Here is a 17,903-nt window from a genome sequence, read left to right on the forward strand (position 1 = left end):
GGCCGTGGCCACGCCCGCCTCCCCCCGTACCCGCCCCTCCCGACGCCGCCGGATCCTGCTCGGCCTGGCCGTCGTCGGGCTGAGCCTCACCACCTTCACCTACCTGAACAACAGCTCCGCGCTGGCCGGCGACTCCGGTGGCCGGCCGCTGCTGCTGGCGCACCGGGGGCTGGCGCAGACCTTCGGCTTCGAGGGGATGACCAACGACACCTGCACGGCGCAGCGGATCCACCCGCCGGAGCACCCGTACCTGGAGAACACGCTCGACTCGATGCGGGCGGCCTTCGCCGCCGGGGCGGACGTGGTCGAGTTCGACGTCCAGCTGACCAGGGACGACCGGCTGGTGGTCTTCCACGACCACCTGCTGGAGTGCCGGACCGACGGCCGGGGCCGGGTCCGCGAGCACACCCTGGCCGAGCTGCGCCGGCTCGACATCGGGTACGGCTACACCGCCGACGGCGGGGCGACCCACCCGTTCCGGGGCACCGGCGTCGGGCTGATGCCGACGCTGGAGGAGGTGCTGGCCGCCTTCCCCGACCGGGAACTGCTCGTCGACGTCAAGAGCGGCGACCCGGTGGAGGGCGAACGGCTCGCCGACCACCTCGCCACCCTCCCGGCCGACCGTCTCGCGGCGATCACCGTGTACGGCGGCGACGCCCCGGTCGCGGCGCTGCACGAGCGGCTGCCGGCGGTACGCGTGCTGTCCCGGGCGATGCTCACCGACTGCCTGCTGCGGTACGAGGCGGTCGGGTGGACCGGGCACGTCCCGGACGCCTGCGTCAACCGGCAACTGCACATCCCGGAGGCGTACGCGCCGTGGCTGTGGGGGTGGCCGGACCGCTTCGTCGAGCGGATGGCCGAGCGGAACACCCGGGTCATCCTGGTCGCCGGGGGCGGTGACTTCTCCCGGGGGTTCGACAGCGCCGAGGACTGGGCCCGGCTGCCCGAGGGGTACTCCGGTGGGGTGTGGACCAACCGTGTCGACCGGGTCGCCCCGCTGCGCGCGGGCGGGTGAACCGGGGTGTCCCCCACGGCGACATCGAGGTCTACCATGGACACTCCGACGAGCCCTGGGTGAGGAGGGACGGCGTGGCCCAGTCTGCGCAGCACGGCCCGGTGGTGGACGACAGCATCCCGCACTCCGCCCGGATCTACGACTGGTGGCTCGGCGGCAAGGACAACTTCGCCGTCGACCGGGCGACCGGGGCGGCGATGATCGAGGCGATCCCCACCCTGCCGGCGATGGCCAAGGAGAACCGTCACTTCGTCCACCGGGTGGCCCGTCACCTGGTCGCCGAGGCGGGGATCCGGCAGTTCCTGGACGTCGGCACCGGCATCCCGACCCGCCCCAACCTGCACGAGGTGGCCCAGGGGCTGGCGCCGGAGACCCGGGTGGTCTACGTCGACAACGACCCCATCGTGCTGGCCCACGCGCGGGCGCTGATGATCAGCAGCTCGGCGGGGCGCAGCACGTACATCCACGCCGACCTGCGGCAGCCGGAGAAGATCCTCACCGACCCGGCCCTGACCGAGACCCTCGACCTGAGCCAGCCGGTGGCGTTGACCCTCATCGCCATCCTCATGCTGCTCGACGACGCCGACGACCCGATCGGCCGGATCCGGGCCCTGATGGACGCGCTGCCCTCCGGCAGCTACCTGGCGATCACCCACCCCACGCAGGACTTCGACCCGGTGGCGGTGGGCGCGGCGGTGGCGGCGGCGACCGGCAACGGGATGACCCTGGTACCCCGGACCCACGCCGAGGTCGAGCGGTTCTTCCAGGGCTGGGAGCTGATCGAGCCCGGCGTGGTGCCGGTGCTCGGCTGGCGCCCGGAGCAGCCCGTCGCCGACCCGAACGCGGTCTACTACTACGCCGGGGTCGCCCGCAAGCCCTGACGCGCCGCCCCGACCGGGTCGGGCGGCGCGGACCCTCACAGGAGCATGGTCCGGGGGTCGGCGGCCATGGCGCGCAGCCAGCCGGCCGCCTCCCGGGCCCCCGGGCAGTGCGCCCAGCCGAGCGCGTCGGCGAGCGCGACCATCTGCCCCGCCGGCAGGAGCACCCCGTCGAGGCTGCGCAGACGCAGCCGGACCGTACGGCCGGGCGTGGTCACGGTGAGCACCGGGACCCGGGTGACGCCGCCGGTGGCGACGACCGAGCCGTCACCGGCGACCCCGGCCTGGGACTGGGCCATGGCGTGCAGGGTCACCGCCGTGGCGCTGCGCAGGTCCACCGTCCGGCTGACCAGGCCCCGGACGGTGAGCTCGGTGCCGGCCAGCACGGCGCCCGCCCGTGCCGTGCGCACCACCAGCAGGGTCATGGCCAGCGCGGCCGTGCCGGCGAACAGCAGGGCGGCGACCGCCGCCGCCCCGGGGCTGGCGCCCTGGGCCACCAGGTGCGCGCTGATGGCGCCCACCCCGCAACAGGCCCCCACCAGCAACACCCCGGCCAGCACCAGTGAGACGACGCGCCCGGTGCGGCTCTGGTTGTAGCCGACCGACAGTTCCGTTCGCGCGACGCCAGGCTGCATGGCACCGAGTCTGGCAGTCGTGATCAACCGGCCGCCGTCGCCACCCGGGAACCGGGCCGGGCACCAGGGCTTTCTCACGCGAGGCGATCGGAGAATCACTCGCCGTTGCGTCCGGAATGGCGGGTTGGTAGACATTGATCCTGACCGGGCGGGCTACCGGACCGGCGTCGCCACCGCTGCCGACCCCGCCCGCCGACGGGCCCGGGTGCCCGGTCGACGTCACTCCCGCCGATCAGAAGGAGTTCGCCATGTCCCCACTCCGGGCCCTCGCCCTCGCCACGGTGGCGCTGGTCGCCGCCGCACCGACGCCGGTCGCGGCGGCCGGTCCGACCGCCGCCCCCAGCCACCGGGCCCAGTCGGCCGGCGTCGACGGCGACACCCCCGCCGCCCTGCGGTCCGCGGCCCGGACGGCGGCCCGGTACGAGTGGAACAACGCCCGCGCGGGCGTCCCACCGGCCGGGCTGCACTGTGCGCGCACCACCGGCGCCACCGCCTGTTTCGTCGAGGACGGCGACGTCTGGTGGGTGCGGGACACCGCCGCCGACGGCGCCTCCGCCGTGGCCGACTGGGTCACCCTCGCCGACGACATGTCCGTGGAGCGGGCCGGCGCCTGCGTCAACAGCCTGGGCCGGGGCTCCTGGGGCGCCTGCGACAAGAACTACCCGGACGACGCGCACGTCGTCTGGCAGGCGTGCGTCTACGACCGGTCCGCCGAGCGGTGGGTCCGGTGCGACTGACCCGGGGACGGCCGGGCCGACCCGTAGCGGCCGGCGACGCCTCGGCCGGACGTCGATGGCCTGCGGCCCGACCCGCCGGGCCGGGGCGGGCCGACGGGCCGGATCGCGGCGGGGGTAGCGTTGCCCGACGCCACGGCCGTGGGCGCGGTCATCCGCCGGCGTGGCGCCCGCCGATCGTACGGAGGATGGCGCATGTCCAACGGCGAAGAGCCGTTCGCGGCACGCGAGGACGTGACCTCGCGGCCGAGTTTCGACCTTGCCCTGCGCGGCTACGACAAACGACAGGTGGACCGGTACGTCGAACAGATCGGCGCACAACTGTCCACCCTGACCTCCGACCGGCTCCGGTCGGCGGCTCAACTGCACGACCTGAGCACCGAACTGGCCCAGGTCCAGACGCAACTCGCCGAGTTGCAGCAGCGACCGACCCAGGTGGACCGGGCCACGTTCCGGGATCTCGGGCCGATGGTGGACCAGATCCTGGCGCTGGCCGAGAAGCAGGCCCAGGCGATCACCGACACCGCCGCCGAGCGGGCCGGCGAGATGCGGACCGAGGCCGAACGGACCCTCGTGGACGCCCGGGACCAGGCCACCCGCACCCTGCGGGAGCTGGACGACCAGCTCACCGCCCGGCGCACCGAGCACGAGCGGGCCCACGAGGAACGCCGGGCCGCCGCGCACGCCGAGCTGACCGAGATCCGCAAGACGGCGGACCGGCTGCTGGAGGAGGGGCAGGCCGCGCACGAGCGGGCGCAGCAGGAGGCCAAGCGGATCGAGGAGCAGACCGCGCAGCAGGTCGAACAGGCCCGCGCCGAGGCGGAGGCGTTCATGACCGCCGCCCGCACCCAGATCCAGCAGGAGGTGCAGGCCGCCCGCACCCAGACCCAGCAGGAACTGGCCCAGTGGCAGGCCAACGTCGAGCGGGAGCTCAACGAGCGGCGGGCCGCCGCCGAGCAGGACATCACCGACCAGCACGCCGCCGGCGAGCGGGAGGTGGCCGCCCAGCGGGCCGCCGCCGAGCAGGAGATCGGCACGCTGATCGCGGAGGCCCAGCAGTACGCGGCGAAGGTGCGCCAGCACTCCGACGAGCAGGCCACCACCCACCAGCAGCAGCTCTCCGTGGTCCAGCAGGGCATCCGGGAGCGGCGGCAGGCGCTGTCCCAGTTGCAGGCCGAACTGGACAGCGCGCAGCAGCAGCTCGCCCAGACCCGCCAGGAGGGTGAGACGGCGGCGCGGGAGTTCGCCCAGACGTCCCAGCGGCTGGTCGAGGTCCGCCAGGAACTCGGGGTCGAGCTGGGCCGGCTGGAGGAGGCCCGGCGGGCCTCGGAGTCCGTCGAGCGGCACGCCAAGGAGGTCCGCAGCCGGGTGCAGCGGGAGGCGAAGCGGGTCGCCGACCTCGCGGCGGCGGCGGTGATGGCGGCCGCCGCCGGTGGCGCCGAGACCGCCGAGTACCCGATGGTCGCCCGCCCCGGCGGCGGCCGGCGCGCCGAGTCGACCGCCGAACCGGCCGCCGAGCCGGCCGCCGACGACAAGGCCGTGACCACCGCCTGACCGGCCGGACCGGCCACGGGCCCCGGGGCCCGTGGCCGGTCCGCCGGACCCGGTTCCGGCGGGGATCTTCCCGTTCATTTGAACGTCCGGCGCGTCACCGCCGTACGAACAGGTGAAGGGAGCTGCTCATGAAGCGCTTGACGCCGATGCTCACGCTGCTGGCCGGGACCGGACTGGCGGCCGTGCTGTTCACGATGAGTGCGCAGGCGGCACCGCCGGCCGGACGGTCCACGCCGGACGCCGGGGCATCAGCCGCCGCCGCACCGCCCGCCGCCGCGCCGCCACCCGGGGTGCCGGAGCCGTCCGTGCAGCGTCCGGGCGAGACGCCGCCGGAGGAGACCGAGCCGGAATCGGAGACGCCCGCGCCCCCGACCGCCACCGACGCGTCCGCCGCCACCGTCGACGTGACCTGGACCGGGCGGCTCAGCGGCGGCGCGACCATCGCCGTCACGGTCACCAACGGCAACGCGACCGCGTACGTCTGCGACGGCAGGAGCCTGGAGATCTGGCTCCAGGGCACCGCCGTGGACGGCGACATGACCCTCACCGGCAAGGACGGCGCCCGGCTCACCGGCACCTTCCGCGCCGGCAAGGCCAGCGGCGAGCTGGTCGTCGCGGGGCGACGGCAGACCTTCACCGCCACCTCGAACGGCTCGACCGCGCCCGCCGTGTACCGGGCCGCCCCGCAGGTCCGCGACGCCGGGGTGGACGGCGGCTGGATCCTGCTCGCCGACGGCAGCCAGATCGGCGTGGTCACCTGGAACGGCCGGCCGGTGCCCGCCCCGCCACTGGACCCGGCGTTCCTCACCACGGTCGTCGACGGGGTGACCATCGACGCCGTACCGGTCGGCGCGGCCCCGGGCGACGGTGAGTGACGGTGGGCCGCAGGTCCGGCACGGACACCGTCGCCGGCGACGGGTTCGACATGCGGGTACTCCCCGACCCCGACGCCCCGTTCCCCGGCCGGTCGCCCGCCCCGCCGCCACCCTGGCGGGCGACGCTGCTCGTCCCGCTGCTGGCGGGGGCGGCGGTGGCGGTGGCCATGGGGGTGTACGGCCGGCTGCACACCCCGACCGGCATCGCGGTGAACGTGGCGGGCTTCTCCGGCCCGCAGACGGTGAAGGTGTGGCTGGGCACCGGCGCCGCCGTGTTCGCCGTGCTGCAACTGCTCTCCGCGCTGGCGTTGTGGGGCCGGCTCGGCGGGTTCTCGCCGTCCTGGGCCGGCACCGCGCACCGCTGGTCCGGGCGGCTCGCGTTCCTGCTGGCCATCCCGGTCGCCGTGCACTGCCTGTACGCGCTCGGCTTCGGCGCCTACGACCTGCGGTCGCTGGCCCACTCGGCGCTGGGCTGCTTCTTCTTCGGCGCGTTCACCACCAAGATGGTCGCCCTGCCGAGGGCGAACCTGCCCGGCTGGGCGCTGCCGGTGCTCGGCGGGCTCGTCTTCACCGCCCTGATCGGCGTCTGGCTGACCTCGTCGGTCTGGTACTTCACCACCGTCGGCGTGCACCTGTGACGCACCGACCGGCCCGATCCCCCGAGGAGACGTACCCGATGGACCACGACCCGCGGCGCCGGTGCCCGTCCCGGCGGGCACTGCTGGCCGGTACCGGAGCGGCGGGGGTCACCGCGCTGCTGACCGGCTGCCAGACCTACGGCGCCGCGCCACCGCCGGTCGTCGCGCCGGGCGGGCCCGCGCCCGGCGCGACGGCCTCCGGCGGCACCACGGCTCCCGCCGCCGGCCCGACCGGGGGCGGCCCGGCCGGCGGCGGGGCCCCACCGCTGGCCGCCCTGGCCGACATCCCGGTCGGCGGCGGGCAGATCTTCGGTGACCAGGGGGTGGTGGTGACCCGGCCGACGGCGGACACGGTGAAGGCCTTCTCGGCGGCCTGCACGCACCAGGGCTGCACGGTCACCGAGGTCACCGGGGGCACCATCGTCTGCGCCTGCCACAACAGCGTCTTCGACATCACCGACGGGTCGGTCCGCAGCGGCCCCGCCGGCCGCCCGCTCCCCGAGGCCGCGGTCACGGTCGACGGCGACACCATCCGCCTCGGGTAGGCCCTCCCGCATCGGGTGGCCCCGTCCGGGCACGGGTGGGCGGGTCCTGCGTCGGTCGGTCCCGGTCGCGGCGGTGGCCGGGGCACCGGCCGGGGTGGGGGTGCCGTCCGCCCCGGCCGGTGCGGTCCAGTGCGGTCCTCAGGAGACGAGCGCCGGCCCGACGTGCAGCAACAGGTTGACCGTGCCCGGGGTGACCCAGTTCAGGGTGTTCGGGGTGGCGGTGCCGACGATCCGGGTGGCGACCTGGGCCGGGGTCCAGGTCGGGTGGGCGGCCAGCACCAGGGCGGCGGCTCCGGCGACGTGCGGGGCGGCCATCGAGGTCCCGCTGCGGTACACCTGCTGGGTGTCGCTCTGGTGCCCGGCGGAGAGCACGTTCAGGCCCGGGGCGAACAGGTCGACGCACGAGCCCTCGTTGGTGCTCGGCCAGGTCCCGTCGTCGGCCTGCGACGCGGCCACGGTGATCACGGCCGGGATCAGGGCGGGCGTCTTGACGCAGGCGTCGTCGTTGTTGTTGCCGGCGGAGACCGCGTAACTGATGCCGGTGCCGATCGACGTGGTGATCGCGGACTGGAGCGTGCCGGACGGGTCGGAGTCGGCGACGAAGTACCCGAGGCTCATCACCACCACGGCCGGCTGCACCGCGTTGGCGGTGATCCAGTCGACCGCGGCGACGACCAGGGACAGTGCCCCGGCGCCGATGCAGTCGAAGACCCGGACGGCGACCAGGGTGGTCTGCTTCGCCACCCCGAACGTGGTGCCGCCGACCGTGCCCGCCACGTGGGTGCCGTGGCCCTGGCAGTCGTCGGCCGTCCCGCCGTCGACGAGGTCGACGCCGCTGACCGCCCGACCGCCGAAGTCCTGGTGGGTCAGGCGGATGCCGGTGTCGACGACGTACGCGTGCACCCCCGCCCCGGCGTTGGTCGGGTACGTGTAGGAGGCGTCCAGCGGCAGGTCGGCCTGGTCGATGCGGTCCAGCCCCCAGGGCGGGCTGGTCTGGGTGCCGTCCAGCCGTACCACGTGGTCCTGCTCGACGAAGGCCACCGCCGGGTCGGCGGCGAGCTTACGGGCCACGGCGGCACTGGTCCGGATCGAGAAGCCGCGCACGGCGGCCGAGTAGTGGTGGCCGACGGTCCCGCCGTACCGGCCGGTCAGGCGCTCCGCCGTCCGGGCCACGTCGGTCCGGTCGGCGGTGTCGTCCCGGAGCACCACCAGGAAACTGTCCGCGATCGCCGTCGTGCCACCGGCGTTGCGGATCGCGGGCGTACCCTCAGCGGGCGCCGCCCCGGCGCTGGCCGGTCCACTGGCGGCCACCACGACGACCGTGCAGGCCACCGCGAACGCCCCGATCCGGCGCAACCGCGACTGTGCCAGACGCATGTCCCCGTTCTCCCTTCCGACGCTCCTGCGCGGTCCGTCGCGAACCGGTGACACAGGGCGTCGATCACCACGCAGACCATATATGTAGATGGTTCGCTGCGGGGGTGCGGGTGGGAGCGTTCCCGGCGACGCGGCCGACGTCGGCTCCGGCCGTCGCGGAGACCGGCCGGGGCGGGCCCGAGCGGCCCGGAGAACGCGGGCTGGGGACGGCCCGAGCGACGGCACCGGGGACGGTGGGGTTGCCGGCGGGGGTTAGGTTCGGCCGATGACCGGGACGACGACGACCAGTGGCGGGACGGCAGCGGTGGGGCGGCCCCACGGCAGCGACGCGGCGAACGCGCTCACCGCCCGGTGGGCGGCCACCCTGGACGGCCGGTCCACGGTGCTGTCCGGCGCGGGTGTCCACCCGCTGCTGGCGTTGCTGGCACCGCACGCCGCCGGGGCGGCCCGGAAGGAACTGCTGGCCGTCGTCGGCGACCCGGCGGCCGGCGTCGACCTCACCGGCTCGCCCGGCACCACGCTGGCGGTGAGCGCCTGGACCGCCGCCGGGCTGCCGCTGACCGAGCGGTGGCTGGCGGCCGTACCCGAGCCGCTCCGGCGGCGACTGACCGGCGACCCGGCGGCGGACCAGCGGGCGCTCGACGAGTGGGCCGCCGGCCGCACCGACGGCCTGATCCCCACGGTGCCGGTCAAGGTGACGCCGGCCGACCTCATGGTCCTGGTCAGCGCGCTCCTGGTCCGGACCACCTGGGCGCAGCCCTTCACCGAACGGCGGTACGTGCCGGCCGCCGGCCCGTGGCGGGGGCGTGACCTCACCGGCCTGCACCAGTCGACCGGCGACCTGGGCCGGCTGCGCGTCGGGTCCACTCCGGCCGGCCCGGTGAGCCTGCTGACCGTACCGGGCACGGACGACGTGGACGTGCTCCTCGCCCTCGGTACGCCGGGGCGGCCCGCCCGCGAGGTGCTGCCGGCGGCGATCGGCGCGCGGGCCGGCGGGGCGGAGTTGCCGGTCACCGCCGGGCCGGGGGTGAGCACCCGGACGGTGACCTCCCCGTCCCCCGCCCCGGAGATGCACGTCTGGACCGTGCCGTTCGACGTCAGCGCCGAGCACGATCTGCTGGCGCACGCCGACCTGTTCGGGCTGCGCGCCGCCGCCGACCCCCGCACCGGCCACTTCCCGGGCATCAGCCCGCTGCCGCTGACCGTCTCGCAGGCCCGGCAGTCCGCGACGGCCACCTTCACCGCCACCGGCTTCACGGCCGCGGCCGTCACCGCCCTGTCCATGCGGTTCGGCTCGGCCCCGCCCCGCACCACCGCGCCGAAGGAGATCACTCAACTGGAGATCACCCCGCCCTTCGGCTTCCTCGCCGTGCACCGCCCCACCGGGCTGGTGCTCTTCGCGGGCTGGGTCACCGAACCGGCACACCCGGCGAGCTGAACAGTGCGGGCCGGGCCGGCGCGAGGACGGCGACCCGGCGCGCGGGGCCGGTCGGGGCCCGGGGCCGCCGCACCGGCCGGGGCACGAGGGACCGGCACCCGCTCAGGGCACCAGGACGACCTTGCCCCGGGTACGGCCGGCCTCGGCGTCGCGGTGCACGGCGGCCAGGTCGGCCAGGGGACGGGTGGCGGAGACGTCGACCCGTACGGAGCCCGCGTCGACGAGGCGGACCAGGTCGGCCAGGTGCCGGGGCTCATTGCGGGCCACGAAGTGCGTGGCGGTGACCGGGGACCCGGCCGGCAGCCGGACCGGGACGGTGACCGAGACCAGGACGCCGCCGGGCCGGACGAGGGACGGCAGCACCGCCGCCTCTCCGGCGCGGACCACCACGAGGTTGAGCAGCGCGTCGACCGGTTCGTCCAGCGCGTCGGCCAGCGGCGTGGACTCGTAGTCGACGATCTGCTCCGCGCCGAGCCGGCGGACCACCTCGGCGCTGCGCGGGGCGGCCGTGGCCACCACCCGCGCCCCGGCGTGGCGGGCGAGTTGGACGGCGAACCCGCCGACCCCACCGCCCGCCCCGTTGACCAGCACCCGCTGCCCGGCCCGGATGTGCGCGTGCTCGAAGACGGCCTGCCACGCCGTCACCCCGGCGACGGGGATCGCGGCGGCGTGGGCCAGCGGGACGCCGGTGGGCGCCGCGACCAGGGCGTCGGCCGGCGTGGTGACGTACTCCGCCGCCGCGCCGCCGCCGTCGAGCCGGCCGACGACCCGGTCACCGACGGCGATCTGCCGGCCGTTGCCGGAGGTCACCGGAGCCGCGCCGCCGACCGCCACCACCGTGCCGGCGACCTCGGCGCCGAGCGTGTACGGCAGGTCCAGCGGGAAGAGCGACCGGAGCACCCCTCGGCGCAGCCCGAGGTCGGAGGGGTTGAACGAGGTCGCGGCGACCTGGATCAGCACCTCGCCGGGACCGGGCACCGGGCGGGGCACGTCGTCGGCGCGGATGACCGACGCGGCGCCGTACTCGTGGATTCGCATGGCTCGCATGAGTCGACCGTACGGATCTCGATGTGGACGATCCATGCTGGAGAATCCTCAAAAACTGCGTGATCGTCTCGTCGCGGAACCTGTTCCACCCGATACGGTGACGGGGTGGACGTCCTCAGCGACGTGATCGCCTTCATGCGGACCGGGCGGCCCCGCTCGGCCCGGGTGGCGTGGCGGGCACCGTGGGCGCAGGAGTTCGCGGCGGTGCCCGGCTCCGCCGGCTTCCAGGTGGTGCTGACCGGGCCCTGCTGGCTGCTCCGCCCCGACGCCGAGCCGATGCCGCTCGCCGTCGGCGACGTGCTGCTCCGGCCGCACGGGCGGGGGCACGTGCTCGCCGACCGCCCGACGCCCGGACCCGTCACGCCCGCCTGCGACCCCGCCGACCCGCCACCCGCACCGCCGGCCGCCGCCGTATCGGCCGACGCGGACGGCCCGGTCACGGTCGTCCTCTGCGGGGCCTACCAGGTGGATCCGGCCCGCCGCCATCCACTCCTCGACGACCTGCCGGACCTCGTCCACCTCCCGGCGCACCTCGGGCGACACCCCGGCTTGCGGGCCACCGTGGACCTGCTCGCCGCCGAACTCGACCAGCCCCGCCTCGGTACCGACGCGATCGTCCCCGCTCTGCTCGACACGCTGCTGCTGCACGTCCTCCGCACCTGGCTGGACACTCCGCCGCCAGCCGGCACCACCGGTTGGGCGGCGGCCCTCAACGACCGGGCCGTCACCGCCGCACTGGCGGCCATGCACGGCGATCCGGCGCGACCGTGGACCGTGGGGACGCTCGCCGCCGAGGCCGGACTGTCCCGGGCCGCGTTCGCCCGACGCTTCGCCACCCTGCTCGGCCAGCCGCCGCTGACCTACCTGACCTGGTGGCGGATGACCACCGCCACCCGCCTGCTGCACGGCTCCGACGCGCCGCTGCGCACCGTCGCGGCCCGGGTCGGGTACGGCTCCGAGTTCGCCTTCGCCACCGCGTTCAAGCGCCGGTACGGCATCTCCCCCGGCCGGTACCGGGCCACCCGCCCCGGGCCGGACTGACGCCCTCGGCGTCCGGGGGCACCGGCCGGCGGCACCGGGGAGGTCGGCCGGGCAGCACCGGCAGGCCGTGCCACAGGAGGTCAGCCGGGGTGGGCCAGCCAGGCGCGGACCCCGACCAGGGGGTCCTGCGGGGCGTAGTCGGTGGCGACGGTACGGACCAGGTCGGCGATGGTCACCGCGCGCAGCGACTCCCGCCAGGCCATCTCGGCGGCGGCCATGGTCCGGGCGATGGCACAGGGGGTCTGGCAGGACTCCGCCGGGGTGGCCAGGGGGCCCCGCTGTCGGATCTCGGTGCAGACGAAGGCCGGGCCGGTTCCGTCGACCGCCTGCACCACGTCGAGCACGGTGATCAGCTCCGGGGACCGGGTCAGCACGTACCCCCCGGCGTGTCCCTGCACCGACTCGATCAGGCCGGCCCGGGACAGGTTCTGCAACTGCTTGGCCAGGTAGCTGCCGGAAACCTCGTGCAGCTCGGCCAGGCGGGCGGCCGACACCGGCCGCTCCGCGGCGGTCAGCACGACGCAGCAGTGCAGGGCCCACTCGACTCCACCGGACATCTTCACCCCCTCACCCTACTTGACTCGGACATCGCTTGTCCGAGATGATTCTCGGACAAGAATTATCCGAGTTAAGGAGGCGGTCATGCGGATCGTGGTTGTCGGCGGCACCGGACTGGTCGGCCGGAAGCTGGTCGACCAGCTCCGCCAACGGGGACACGACGCGGTTCCCGCCTCCCCGGGCACCGGAGTGGACACCCTCACCGGCGAGGGGCTGGCCGAGGCCCTCACCGGGGCCCGGGTCGTCGTCGACGTGACGAACTCCCCCTCCTTCGAGGCCGTGGCGGCCCTCGACTTCTTCCGCACCTCGACCCGCAACCTCCTCGACGCCGAGGCGACGGCCGGGGTCGATCACCACCTGGCCCTCTCCGTCGTCGGGGCGGACCGGATGCCCGACAGCGGGTACATGCCGGCGAAGGCCGCCCAGGAGACCCTCATCGAGAGCGCCGGGCGGCCGTACACGATCCTGCGGGCGACCCAGTTCCACGAGTTCGTGGGCGCCATCGTGGCGGCCGGCGCCGAGGGCGACACCGTTCACCTCTCCCCCGCCCCGATCCAGCCCGTCGCCGCCGACGAGGTCGCCGCCACCCTCGCCGACCTGGCCACCGGCGAGCCCGTCAACGGGATCGTGGAGCTGGCCGGCCCGGAGGCGTTCCCGCTGACCGGCCTCGCCGAGCGGATCCTCGCCGCCCAGGGCGACCCGCGTACGGTCGTCGCCGACCCCGAGGCGGCGTACTTCGGGCAGCGGCTGACCGCCGGCACCCTTCTCCCGTCGGGGGCCCACCCCCGCCTCGCCACGACCGGGTTCGAGGAGTGGCTGAGCCGGGCCGGCTGACCGACGGCGTCACGCCCACCACACCCGGTCACCGCCCATCGGTCCCGATCGGACGGACGAACGTCGGCTGATCGACGAGTTTCGGTATAGCGTGACGCCGATCGGGGCCGCGCCGCCGGGCGGACGGACACCCGCCCATCCTCCGGCGGGTCGGCACCCCGGCCGGCGTCGGAAGGCCGACGCGCATTCGCCGCCCGGGGTCTACTGTTCGGTAATCCGGTCCGCTTATCCTCCATCGGCCAGATCCCTCTCGGAGGACTCGGAGTTCATGGACCCGAACATCGGTAGACGGACACGTACCGTGCTGGGCGTGCTGGTCACCAGCGGTGCGCTCATCGCGACGACCGGGATGCCCGCCCACGCCGAACCGACGGCAGCGGCGGCGACGACCCCCACGGTCAGCGAGATTCACTACGACAACGTCGGCACCGACACCGGCGAGGCCATCGAGATCGAGGCCCCGGTCGGCTTCGACCTGACCGGTTGGCAGATCGTGCTCTACAACGGCGCGAACGGTGCGCCGTACCACACCAGGACGCTCAGCGGGTCGGTGCCGACGGCCGGTGTGGTCGTCGCCGAGTACCCGACCGACGGCATCCAGAACGGCTCCCCCGACGGCCTGGCCCTGGTCTCTCCCACCGGGACGGTCGCGGAGTTCCTCACCTACGAGGGGACCTTCACCGCCGTCGGTGGTCCGGCCAACGGGCTGACCGGCACCGACATCGGCGTCCAGGAGACTTCCTCCACCCCGGTCGGGCACTCGCTGCAGAAGATCGACGGGACGTGGCGATCCCCGGCGGCGAACACCTTCGGCGTCCGCAACGGCGGCGGCTCCCCCGACCCGGATCCGGAGCCGGGCACCGGCTGCGACGTCACCGTCGACAGAACCATCGCGCAGGTGCAGGGCACCGGCGCGTCGACCCCGCTGGCCGGCACCCGGGTCACCGTCGAGGGGGTGGTGACCGCCGACCACCGCACCGGTGGCTACAACGGCATCTACCTCCAGACCGCCGGCAGCGGCGGCGACCGGCCGGTCTCCGCCGGCACCGCCTCCGACGGCATCTTCGTGTACCTCACCACGAACACCGCCAACCACCCGGCGGTCGCGGTCGGCGACCGGGTCCGGGTCAGCGGCACCCCGAGCGAGTACAACGGGCTCACCCAGCTCAGCATCGGCGCCCGCGCCGACGTGCAGGTCTGCGAGCAGGGCGTCACGCTGCCCACCCCGGTCCCGCTGACCCTGCCGCTGACCGAGGCCGCCCGCGAGTCCGTGGAGTCGATGCTGGTCGCCCCGGTCGGCCGGTTCACCGTCTCCGAGGTCTACAACCTCAACCGGTTCGGCGAGTTCGTGCTCACCGCCGGTGAGAACGTGGCCCGGATCCCCACCGACGTGGCCCGGCCCGGCTCGGACGCGGCCCGGGCGCTGGCCGCCGACAACAAGCTGGCCCGGCTCCTGCTCGACGACGGCCGGACCACCAACCTCGCCGAGGCCGGCCTGGCCCCGCCGTACCTGTCGGCGACGCAGCCGGTGCGGGTGGGCGACCAGGTCGACGCGTTCGGCCCGACGGTGCTGTCGTACGGGTTCAACGAGTGGCGGCTCCAGCCGACCACGCCGGTGAACGCGCAGACCCCGGCGGCCGACCGGACCACCTTCAAGAGCACCAACCCGCGTACCGCCGCCCCGGTGGACGTCGGCGGTGACGTCAAGGTGGCCAGCTTCAACGTGCTCAACTACTTCGTCCACTTCGGTGGCGAGGCCCGGGGCGCCGACAACGAGGCCGCGCTGGCCAAGCAGGAGGCGAAGATCGTCTCGGCGATCAGCGCGCTCGACGCCGACGTGGTGGCCCTGGAGGAGATCGAGAACTCGGTCCGGTTCTCCCCGAGCGACCCGCAGAAGGCGCTCAAGCGCCTGGTCGCGGCGCTGAACACCGCCGACGGGGCGGGCACCTGGGACTACGTGCGGACCCCGGCGGAGCTGCCGGCCCCGGCCCAGCAGGACTACATCACCACGGCGATCATCTTCAAGCCGGCCGCGGTCACGCCGAAGGGCGTCTCCCGGTCGGTCAACGACGAGAGCGTCTGGTTCAACGCCCGGGAGCCGATCGCGCAGACCTTCACCGCCGGGTCGGTGGAGTTCGCCGTGGTGGTGAACCACTTCAAGTCCAAGAGCGGCACCGGTACCGGGGACAACGCCGACACCGGGGACGGCCAGGGGTCCTGGAACGGTGACCGGGTCCGGCAGGCCCGCGCCCTCGCCGCCTTCGTCGACACCCTGGACACCTCCGACGTGCTGCTGGTGGGCGACTTCAACGCCTACACCCACGAGGACCCGATGCGGGTCTTCTCCGACAAGCAGTACAAGAACCTCAACGACACCGGCCGGACCAGCTACGTCTTCGGTGGCGAGTCGGGCTCCCTGGACCACATCCTGGCCTCACCGTCGCTGGCGGCGCGGATCACCGGGGCCGACGTCTGGGAGACCAACGCGGTCGAGTCGTACGCCTTCCAGTACGACGGCTTCCCGGCGTTCTTCGCGCCGAACCCGTACCGGGCCAGCGACCACAACCCGCTGCTGGTCGGCATCACCACCACGGCCAAGCCGGTGAACCTGCAACTGCTGAGCATCAACGACTTCCACGGTCGCCTGGAGTCCCCGGCCACCGTGGGCGGCCAGCCGGTCGGCGGGGCCGCCCAGCTCGCCGGGCTGGTCGACCAGTTGCGTCAGCAGAACCCGAACACCGCCTTCGTCTCCGCCGGGGACAACATCGGCGCGTCCACCTTCGTCTCGGCGATCGACGACGACAACCCGACGATCGACGTGCTGAACAAGGCCGGGCTGACCGTCTCGGCCGTCGGCAACCACGAGTTCGACAAGGGCATCACCGACCTGACCGACCGGGTCGCCGAGCGGGCCGACTTCCCGCACCTCGGCGCGAACGTGTACCGGGGCACCGAGCGGGTGCTGCCGGCGTACTCGGTCGAGAACATCGGCGGGGTCCGGGTGGGCTTCGTCGGCGTGGTGACCGAGCAGACCGCCTCCCTGGTCAACCCGGAGGGGGTCGCCGGGCTGACCTTCCGTGACCCGGTGGCCGAGGCCAACCTGGTCGCCGGCCAGCTCAAGGACGGCGACCCGGCCAACGGCGAGGCCGACGTGGTGGTCCTGCTGGCGCACGAGGGCGCCTCGACAGAGAACATCGACTCCGCCGAGAAGCTCGCCGCCGACCCGGTCTTCGGCAAGTTCACCCGGGTCGACGCCAGCATCGACGCCATCTTCAGCGGCCACACCCACCAGCCGTACGCCTTCGAGGTGCCCGTCCCGGGGTCGGCGAAGCTGCGCCCGGTGGTGCAGGCCGAGGACTACGGCAAGCGGCTGGGCCAGGTCACCCTGACCTACGACCCGGCCACCAAGTCGGTGACCGGCGCCGAGGCGAAGCTGGTCGACGTGGTCGGCGCCCCGCAGAACCAGGCGGTGGCCGACATCGTGGCCGCCGCGAAGGTCCGCGCCGACGAGCTGGGCCAGCGCCCGCTGGGCAAGATCACGGCGGACATCACCCGGGCCTTCACCAACGGCAACGAGGACCGGGGCAAGGAGTCGACGCTGGGTAACCTCGTCGCCGACGCGCAGCTCGCCGGCACCCGGGAGCCCGGTCGGGGCGGGGCGCAGATCGCCCTCATGAACCCGGGCGGTCTCCGGGCCGACCTGCGGTACGGCACCGACGGCACGGTCACCTACTCGGCCGCGTTCTCGGTCCAGCCGTTCGCCAACGACGTGGTCACCAAGAGCTACACCGGCGCCCAGATCAAGGAGGTGCTGGAGCAGCAGTGGCAGCCCGAGGGGGCCTCCCGGCCGGTGCTCTGGCTGGGCGTCTCGAAGGGCCTGAACTACGTCTACGACCCGGAGGCCCCGAAGGGCTCCCGGATCGTGTCGATCACGCTGAACGGCACGCCGCTGAACCCGACCGGCACGTACCGGGTCACGGTGAACTCGTTCCTCGCCGCCGGTGGGGACAACTTCACCACTCTCGGTCAGGGCACCGACCCGGCCACCACCGGGGACAACGACCTGACCATGCTGACCGCGTACCTGGCGGCGAACTCGCCGGTCGCCCCGGACACCGAGCCGCGGTCGACCGTCGGGCGGGCCGGACCGACCTGCACCGAGACCATCACCGGCCGGTACGACAAGCCGCTGGTGGTCAAGGCCGGGGTGGTCTGCCTGAACGACGCCACCATCGTGGGCTCCACCACGGTCCGGCCGGGTACCTCCCTGGTGGTCACCGGCGGCACCCTGGAGGGTCCGCTGCTGGGCAACAGCCCGGCGCTGCTCACCCTGGACGGCGCGACCGTCAAGGGCACGGTCACGGTCTTCCACGCCACCGGTCCGGTGACCATCATCCGGTCCACGGTGGAGGGTTCGGTGACGACCTCGCGCAACAGCGGCGGGGTCCGGATCGACGGCACCACGGTCGACGGCCCGGTCAACCTGTACGACAACACCGGCACCCAGCCGGTGGTCGTCGCGGCCAACACGATCGAGGACGCGCTGCGGTGCCGGGGCAACGAGACGGCGCCGGTGAACGAGGACCGGCCCAACACGGTCAAGGGCGCGGCGCGGCAGCAGTGCGCCGCCCTGTGAGCCGTCCCTGAGAACTCCGGTCCGCGGTCGGTCTCCGGCCGCGGACCGGAGTCGTTGCCTGGCCCACGTGGGCCAGCAGGTGCAGCAGCGTGCCCGCT

At 74.4% G+C, this 17,903-nt stretch carries 15 protein-coding genes; 11 read left to right on the top strand and 4 right to left on the bottom strand.

Annotated features, from left to right (window positions below):
- The first annotated feature begins 4 nt into the window (after positions 1-4).
- Together ACQUFX_RS15800 and ACQUFX_RS15805 are read left to right on the top strand one after the other, a co-directional pair.
- Positions 5-1,015: a glycerophosphodiester phosphodiesterase family protein gene (locus ACQUFX_RS15800; RefSeq protein ID WP_428966776.1), complete on the top strand. Its 1,011-nt coding sequence runs from the start codon at positions 5-7 to the stop codon at positions 1,013-1,015.
- Positions 1,016-1,089: 74 nt separating this feature from the next.
- A complete protein-coding gene (locus tag ACQUFX_RS15805; protein ID WP_428966777.1) occupies positions 1,090-1,896 on the top strand; it encodes an SAM-dependent methyltransferase in 807 nt (268 codons plus the stop codon).
- A gap of 35 nt (positions 1,897-1,931) precedes the next feature.
- Here the strand turns inward: ACQUFX_RS15805 and ACQUFX_RS15810 are convergent, their stop codons facing one another.
- Positions 1,932-2,528: a hypothetical protein gene (locus ACQUFX_RS15810; protein ID WP_428966778.1), complete on the bottom strand. Its 597-nt coding sequence runs from the start codon at positions 2,526-2,528 to the stop codon at positions 1,932-1,934.
- 248 nt (positions 2,529-2,776) lie between these two features.
- On the opposite strand from ACQUFX_RS15810, the gene ACQUFX_RS15815 reads away from it, so the two are divergent.
- From ACQUFX_RS15815 to ACQUFX_RS15835, 5 genes are all read left to right on the top strand, one after another.
- Positions 2,777-3,265 carry a hypothetical protein gene (locus ACQUFX_RS15815; RefSeq protein ID WP_428966779.1) on the top strand — a complete coding sequence of 163 codons (489 nt, stop codon included), beginning with the start codon at positions 2,777-2,779 and terminating at the stop codon, positions 3,263-3,265.
- A gap of 192 nt (positions 3,266-3,457) precedes the next feature.
- A complete protein-coding gene (locus tag ACQUFX_RS15820; RefSeq protein ID WP_428966780.1) occupies positions 3,458-4,816 on the top strand; it encodes a DivIVA domain-containing protein in 1,359 nt (452 codons plus the stop codon).
- 128 nt (positions 4,817-4,944) lie between these two features.
- Positions 4,945-5,691, top strand: a complete 747-nt coding sequence (locus ACQUFX_RS15825; protein WP_428966781.1) for a hypothetical protein — start codon at positions 4,945-4,947, stop codon at positions 5,689-5,691.
- A gap of 2 nt (positions 5,692-5,693) precedes the next feature.
- Positions 5,694-6,329, top strand: coding sequence for a DUF6529 family protein (locus ACQUFX_RS15830; RefSeq protein WP_428966782.1), 636 nt, complete (start codon positions 5,694-5,696; stop codon positions 6,327-6,329).
- A gap of 38 nt (positions 6,330-6,367) precedes the next feature.
- Positions 6,368-6,874 (top strand): Rieske (2Fe-2S) protein, encoded by a 507-nt coding sequence (locus ACQUFX_RS15835; protein WP_428966783.1) that lies wholly within the window; start codon positions 6,368-6,370, stop codon positions 6,872-6,874.
- 138 nt (positions 6,875-7,012) lie between these two features.
- Here ACQUFX_RS15835 and ACQUFX_RS15840 read toward each other — a convergent pair whose 3' ends face one another.
- Positions 7,013-8,251: a S8 family peptidase gene (locus tag ACQUFX_RS15840; RefSeq protein WP_428966784.1), complete on the bottom strand. Its 1,239-nt coding sequence runs from the start codon at positions 8,249-8,251 to the stop codon at positions 7,013-7,015.
- Positions 8,252-8,516: 265 nt separating this feature from the next.
- On the opposite strand from ACQUFX_RS15840, the gene ACQUFX_RS15845 reads away from it, so the two are divergent.
- The gene (locus ACQUFX_RS15845) at positions 8,517-9,689 is read left to right on the top strand and encodes a hypothetical protein (RefSeq protein WP_428966785.1); all 1,173 of its coding nucleotides are present in this window, start codon (positions 8,517-8,519) and stop codon (positions 9,687-9,689) included.
- 102 nt (positions 9,690-9,791) lie between these two features.
- On the opposite strand, the gene ACQUFX_RS15850 is transcribed toward ACQUFX_RS15845, so the two are convergent.
- Positions 9,792-10,736, bottom strand: a complete 945-nt coding sequence (locus tag ACQUFX_RS15850) for an NADP-dependent oxidoreductase (protein ID WP_428966786.1) — start codon at positions 10,734-10,736, stop codon at positions 9,792-9,794.
- Between the two features lie 105 nt (positions 10,737-10,841).
- On the opposite strand from ACQUFX_RS15850, the gene ACQUFX_RS15855 reads away from it, so the two are divergent.
- Entirely contained in the window at positions 10,842-11,777 is a 936-nt protein-coding gene (locus ACQUFX_RS15855) for an AraC family transcriptional regulator (RefSeq protein WP_428966787.1), read from the top strand.
- An 80-nt stretch (positions 11,778-11,857) separates the two neighbouring features.
- On the opposite strand, the gene ACQUFX_RS15860 is transcribed toward ACQUFX_RS15855, so the two are convergent.
- Positions 11,858-12,334, bottom strand: coding sequence for an RrF2 family transcriptional regulator (locus tag ACQUFX_RS15860; RefSeq protein WP_428966788.1), 477 nt, complete (start codon positions 12,332-12,334; stop codon positions 11,858-11,860).
- An 85-nt stretch (positions 12,335-12,419) separates the two neighbouring features.
- On the opposite strand from ACQUFX_RS15860, the gene ACQUFX_RS15865 reads away from it, so the two are divergent.
- Positions 12,420-13,169 carry an SDR family oxidoreductase gene (locus ACQUFX_RS15865; RefSeq protein WP_428966789.1) on the top strand — a complete coding sequence of 250 codons (750 nt, stop codon included), beginning with the start codon at positions 12,420-12,422 and terminating at the stop codon, positions 13,167-13,169.
- Positions 13,170-13,479: 310 nt separating this feature from the next.
- Positions 13,480-17,805, top strand: coding sequence for an ExeM/NucH family extracellular endonuclease (locus ACQUFX_RS15870; protein WP_428966790.1), 4,326 nt, complete (start codon positions 13,480-13,482; stop codon positions 17,803-17,805).
- Positions 17,806-17,903: the final 98 nt, after the last annotated feature.

The sequence above is a fragment of the Micromonospora fluostatini genome, from assembly GCF_050410825.1.
Classification (GTDB): domain Bacteria; phylum Actinomycetota; class Actinomycetes; order Mycobacteriales; family Micromonosporaceae; genus Micromonospora; species Micromonospora rosaria.

Excerpts from the sequence above, each read along its gene's own strand:
- ACQUFX_RS15810 (WP_428966778.1), bottom strand. The coding sequence starts at position 2,528 with ATGCAGCCTGGCGTCGCGCGAACGGAACTGTCGGTCGGCTACAACCAG.
- ACQUFX_RS15860 (WP_428966788.1), bottom strand. The coding sequence starts at position 12,334 with ATGTCCGGTGGAGTCGAGTGGGCCCTGCACTGCTGCGTCGTGCTGACC.
- ACQUFX_RS15840 (WP_428966784.1), bottom strand. The coding sequence starts at position 8,251 with ATGCGTCTGGCACAGTCGCGGTTGCGCCGGATCGGGGCGTTCGCGGTG.
- ACQUFX_RS15825 (WP_428966781.1), top strand. The coding sequence starts at position 4,945 with ATGAAGCGCTTGACGCCGATGCTCACGCTGCTGGCCGGGACCGGACTG.
- ACQUFX_RS15835 (WP_428966783.1), top strand. The coding sequence starts at position 6,368 with ATGGACCACGACCCGCGGCGCCGGTGCCCGTCCCGGCGGGCACTGCTG.
- ACQUFX_RS15815 (WP_428966779.1), top strand. The coding sequence starts at position 2,777 with ATGTCCCCACTCCGGGCCCTCGCCCTCGCCACGGTGGCGCTGGTCGCC.
- ACQUFX_RS15850 (WP_428966786.1), bottom strand. The coding sequence starts at position 10,736 with ATGCGAGCCATGCGAATCCACGAGTACGGCGCCGCGTCGGTCATCCGC.
- ACQUFX_RS15845 (WP_428966785.1), top strand. The coding sequence starts at position 8,517 with ATGACCGGGACGACGACGACCAGTGGCGGGACGGCAGCGGTGGGGCGG.
- ACQUFX_RS15820 (WP_428966780.1), top strand. The coding sequence starts at position 3,458 with ATGTCCAACGGCGAAGAGCCGTTCGCGGCACGCGAGGACGTGACCTCG.
- ACQUFX_RS15865 (WP_428966789.1), top strand. The coding sequence starts at position 12,420 with ATGCGGATCGTGGTTGTCGGCGGCACCGGACTGGTCGGCCGGAAGCTG.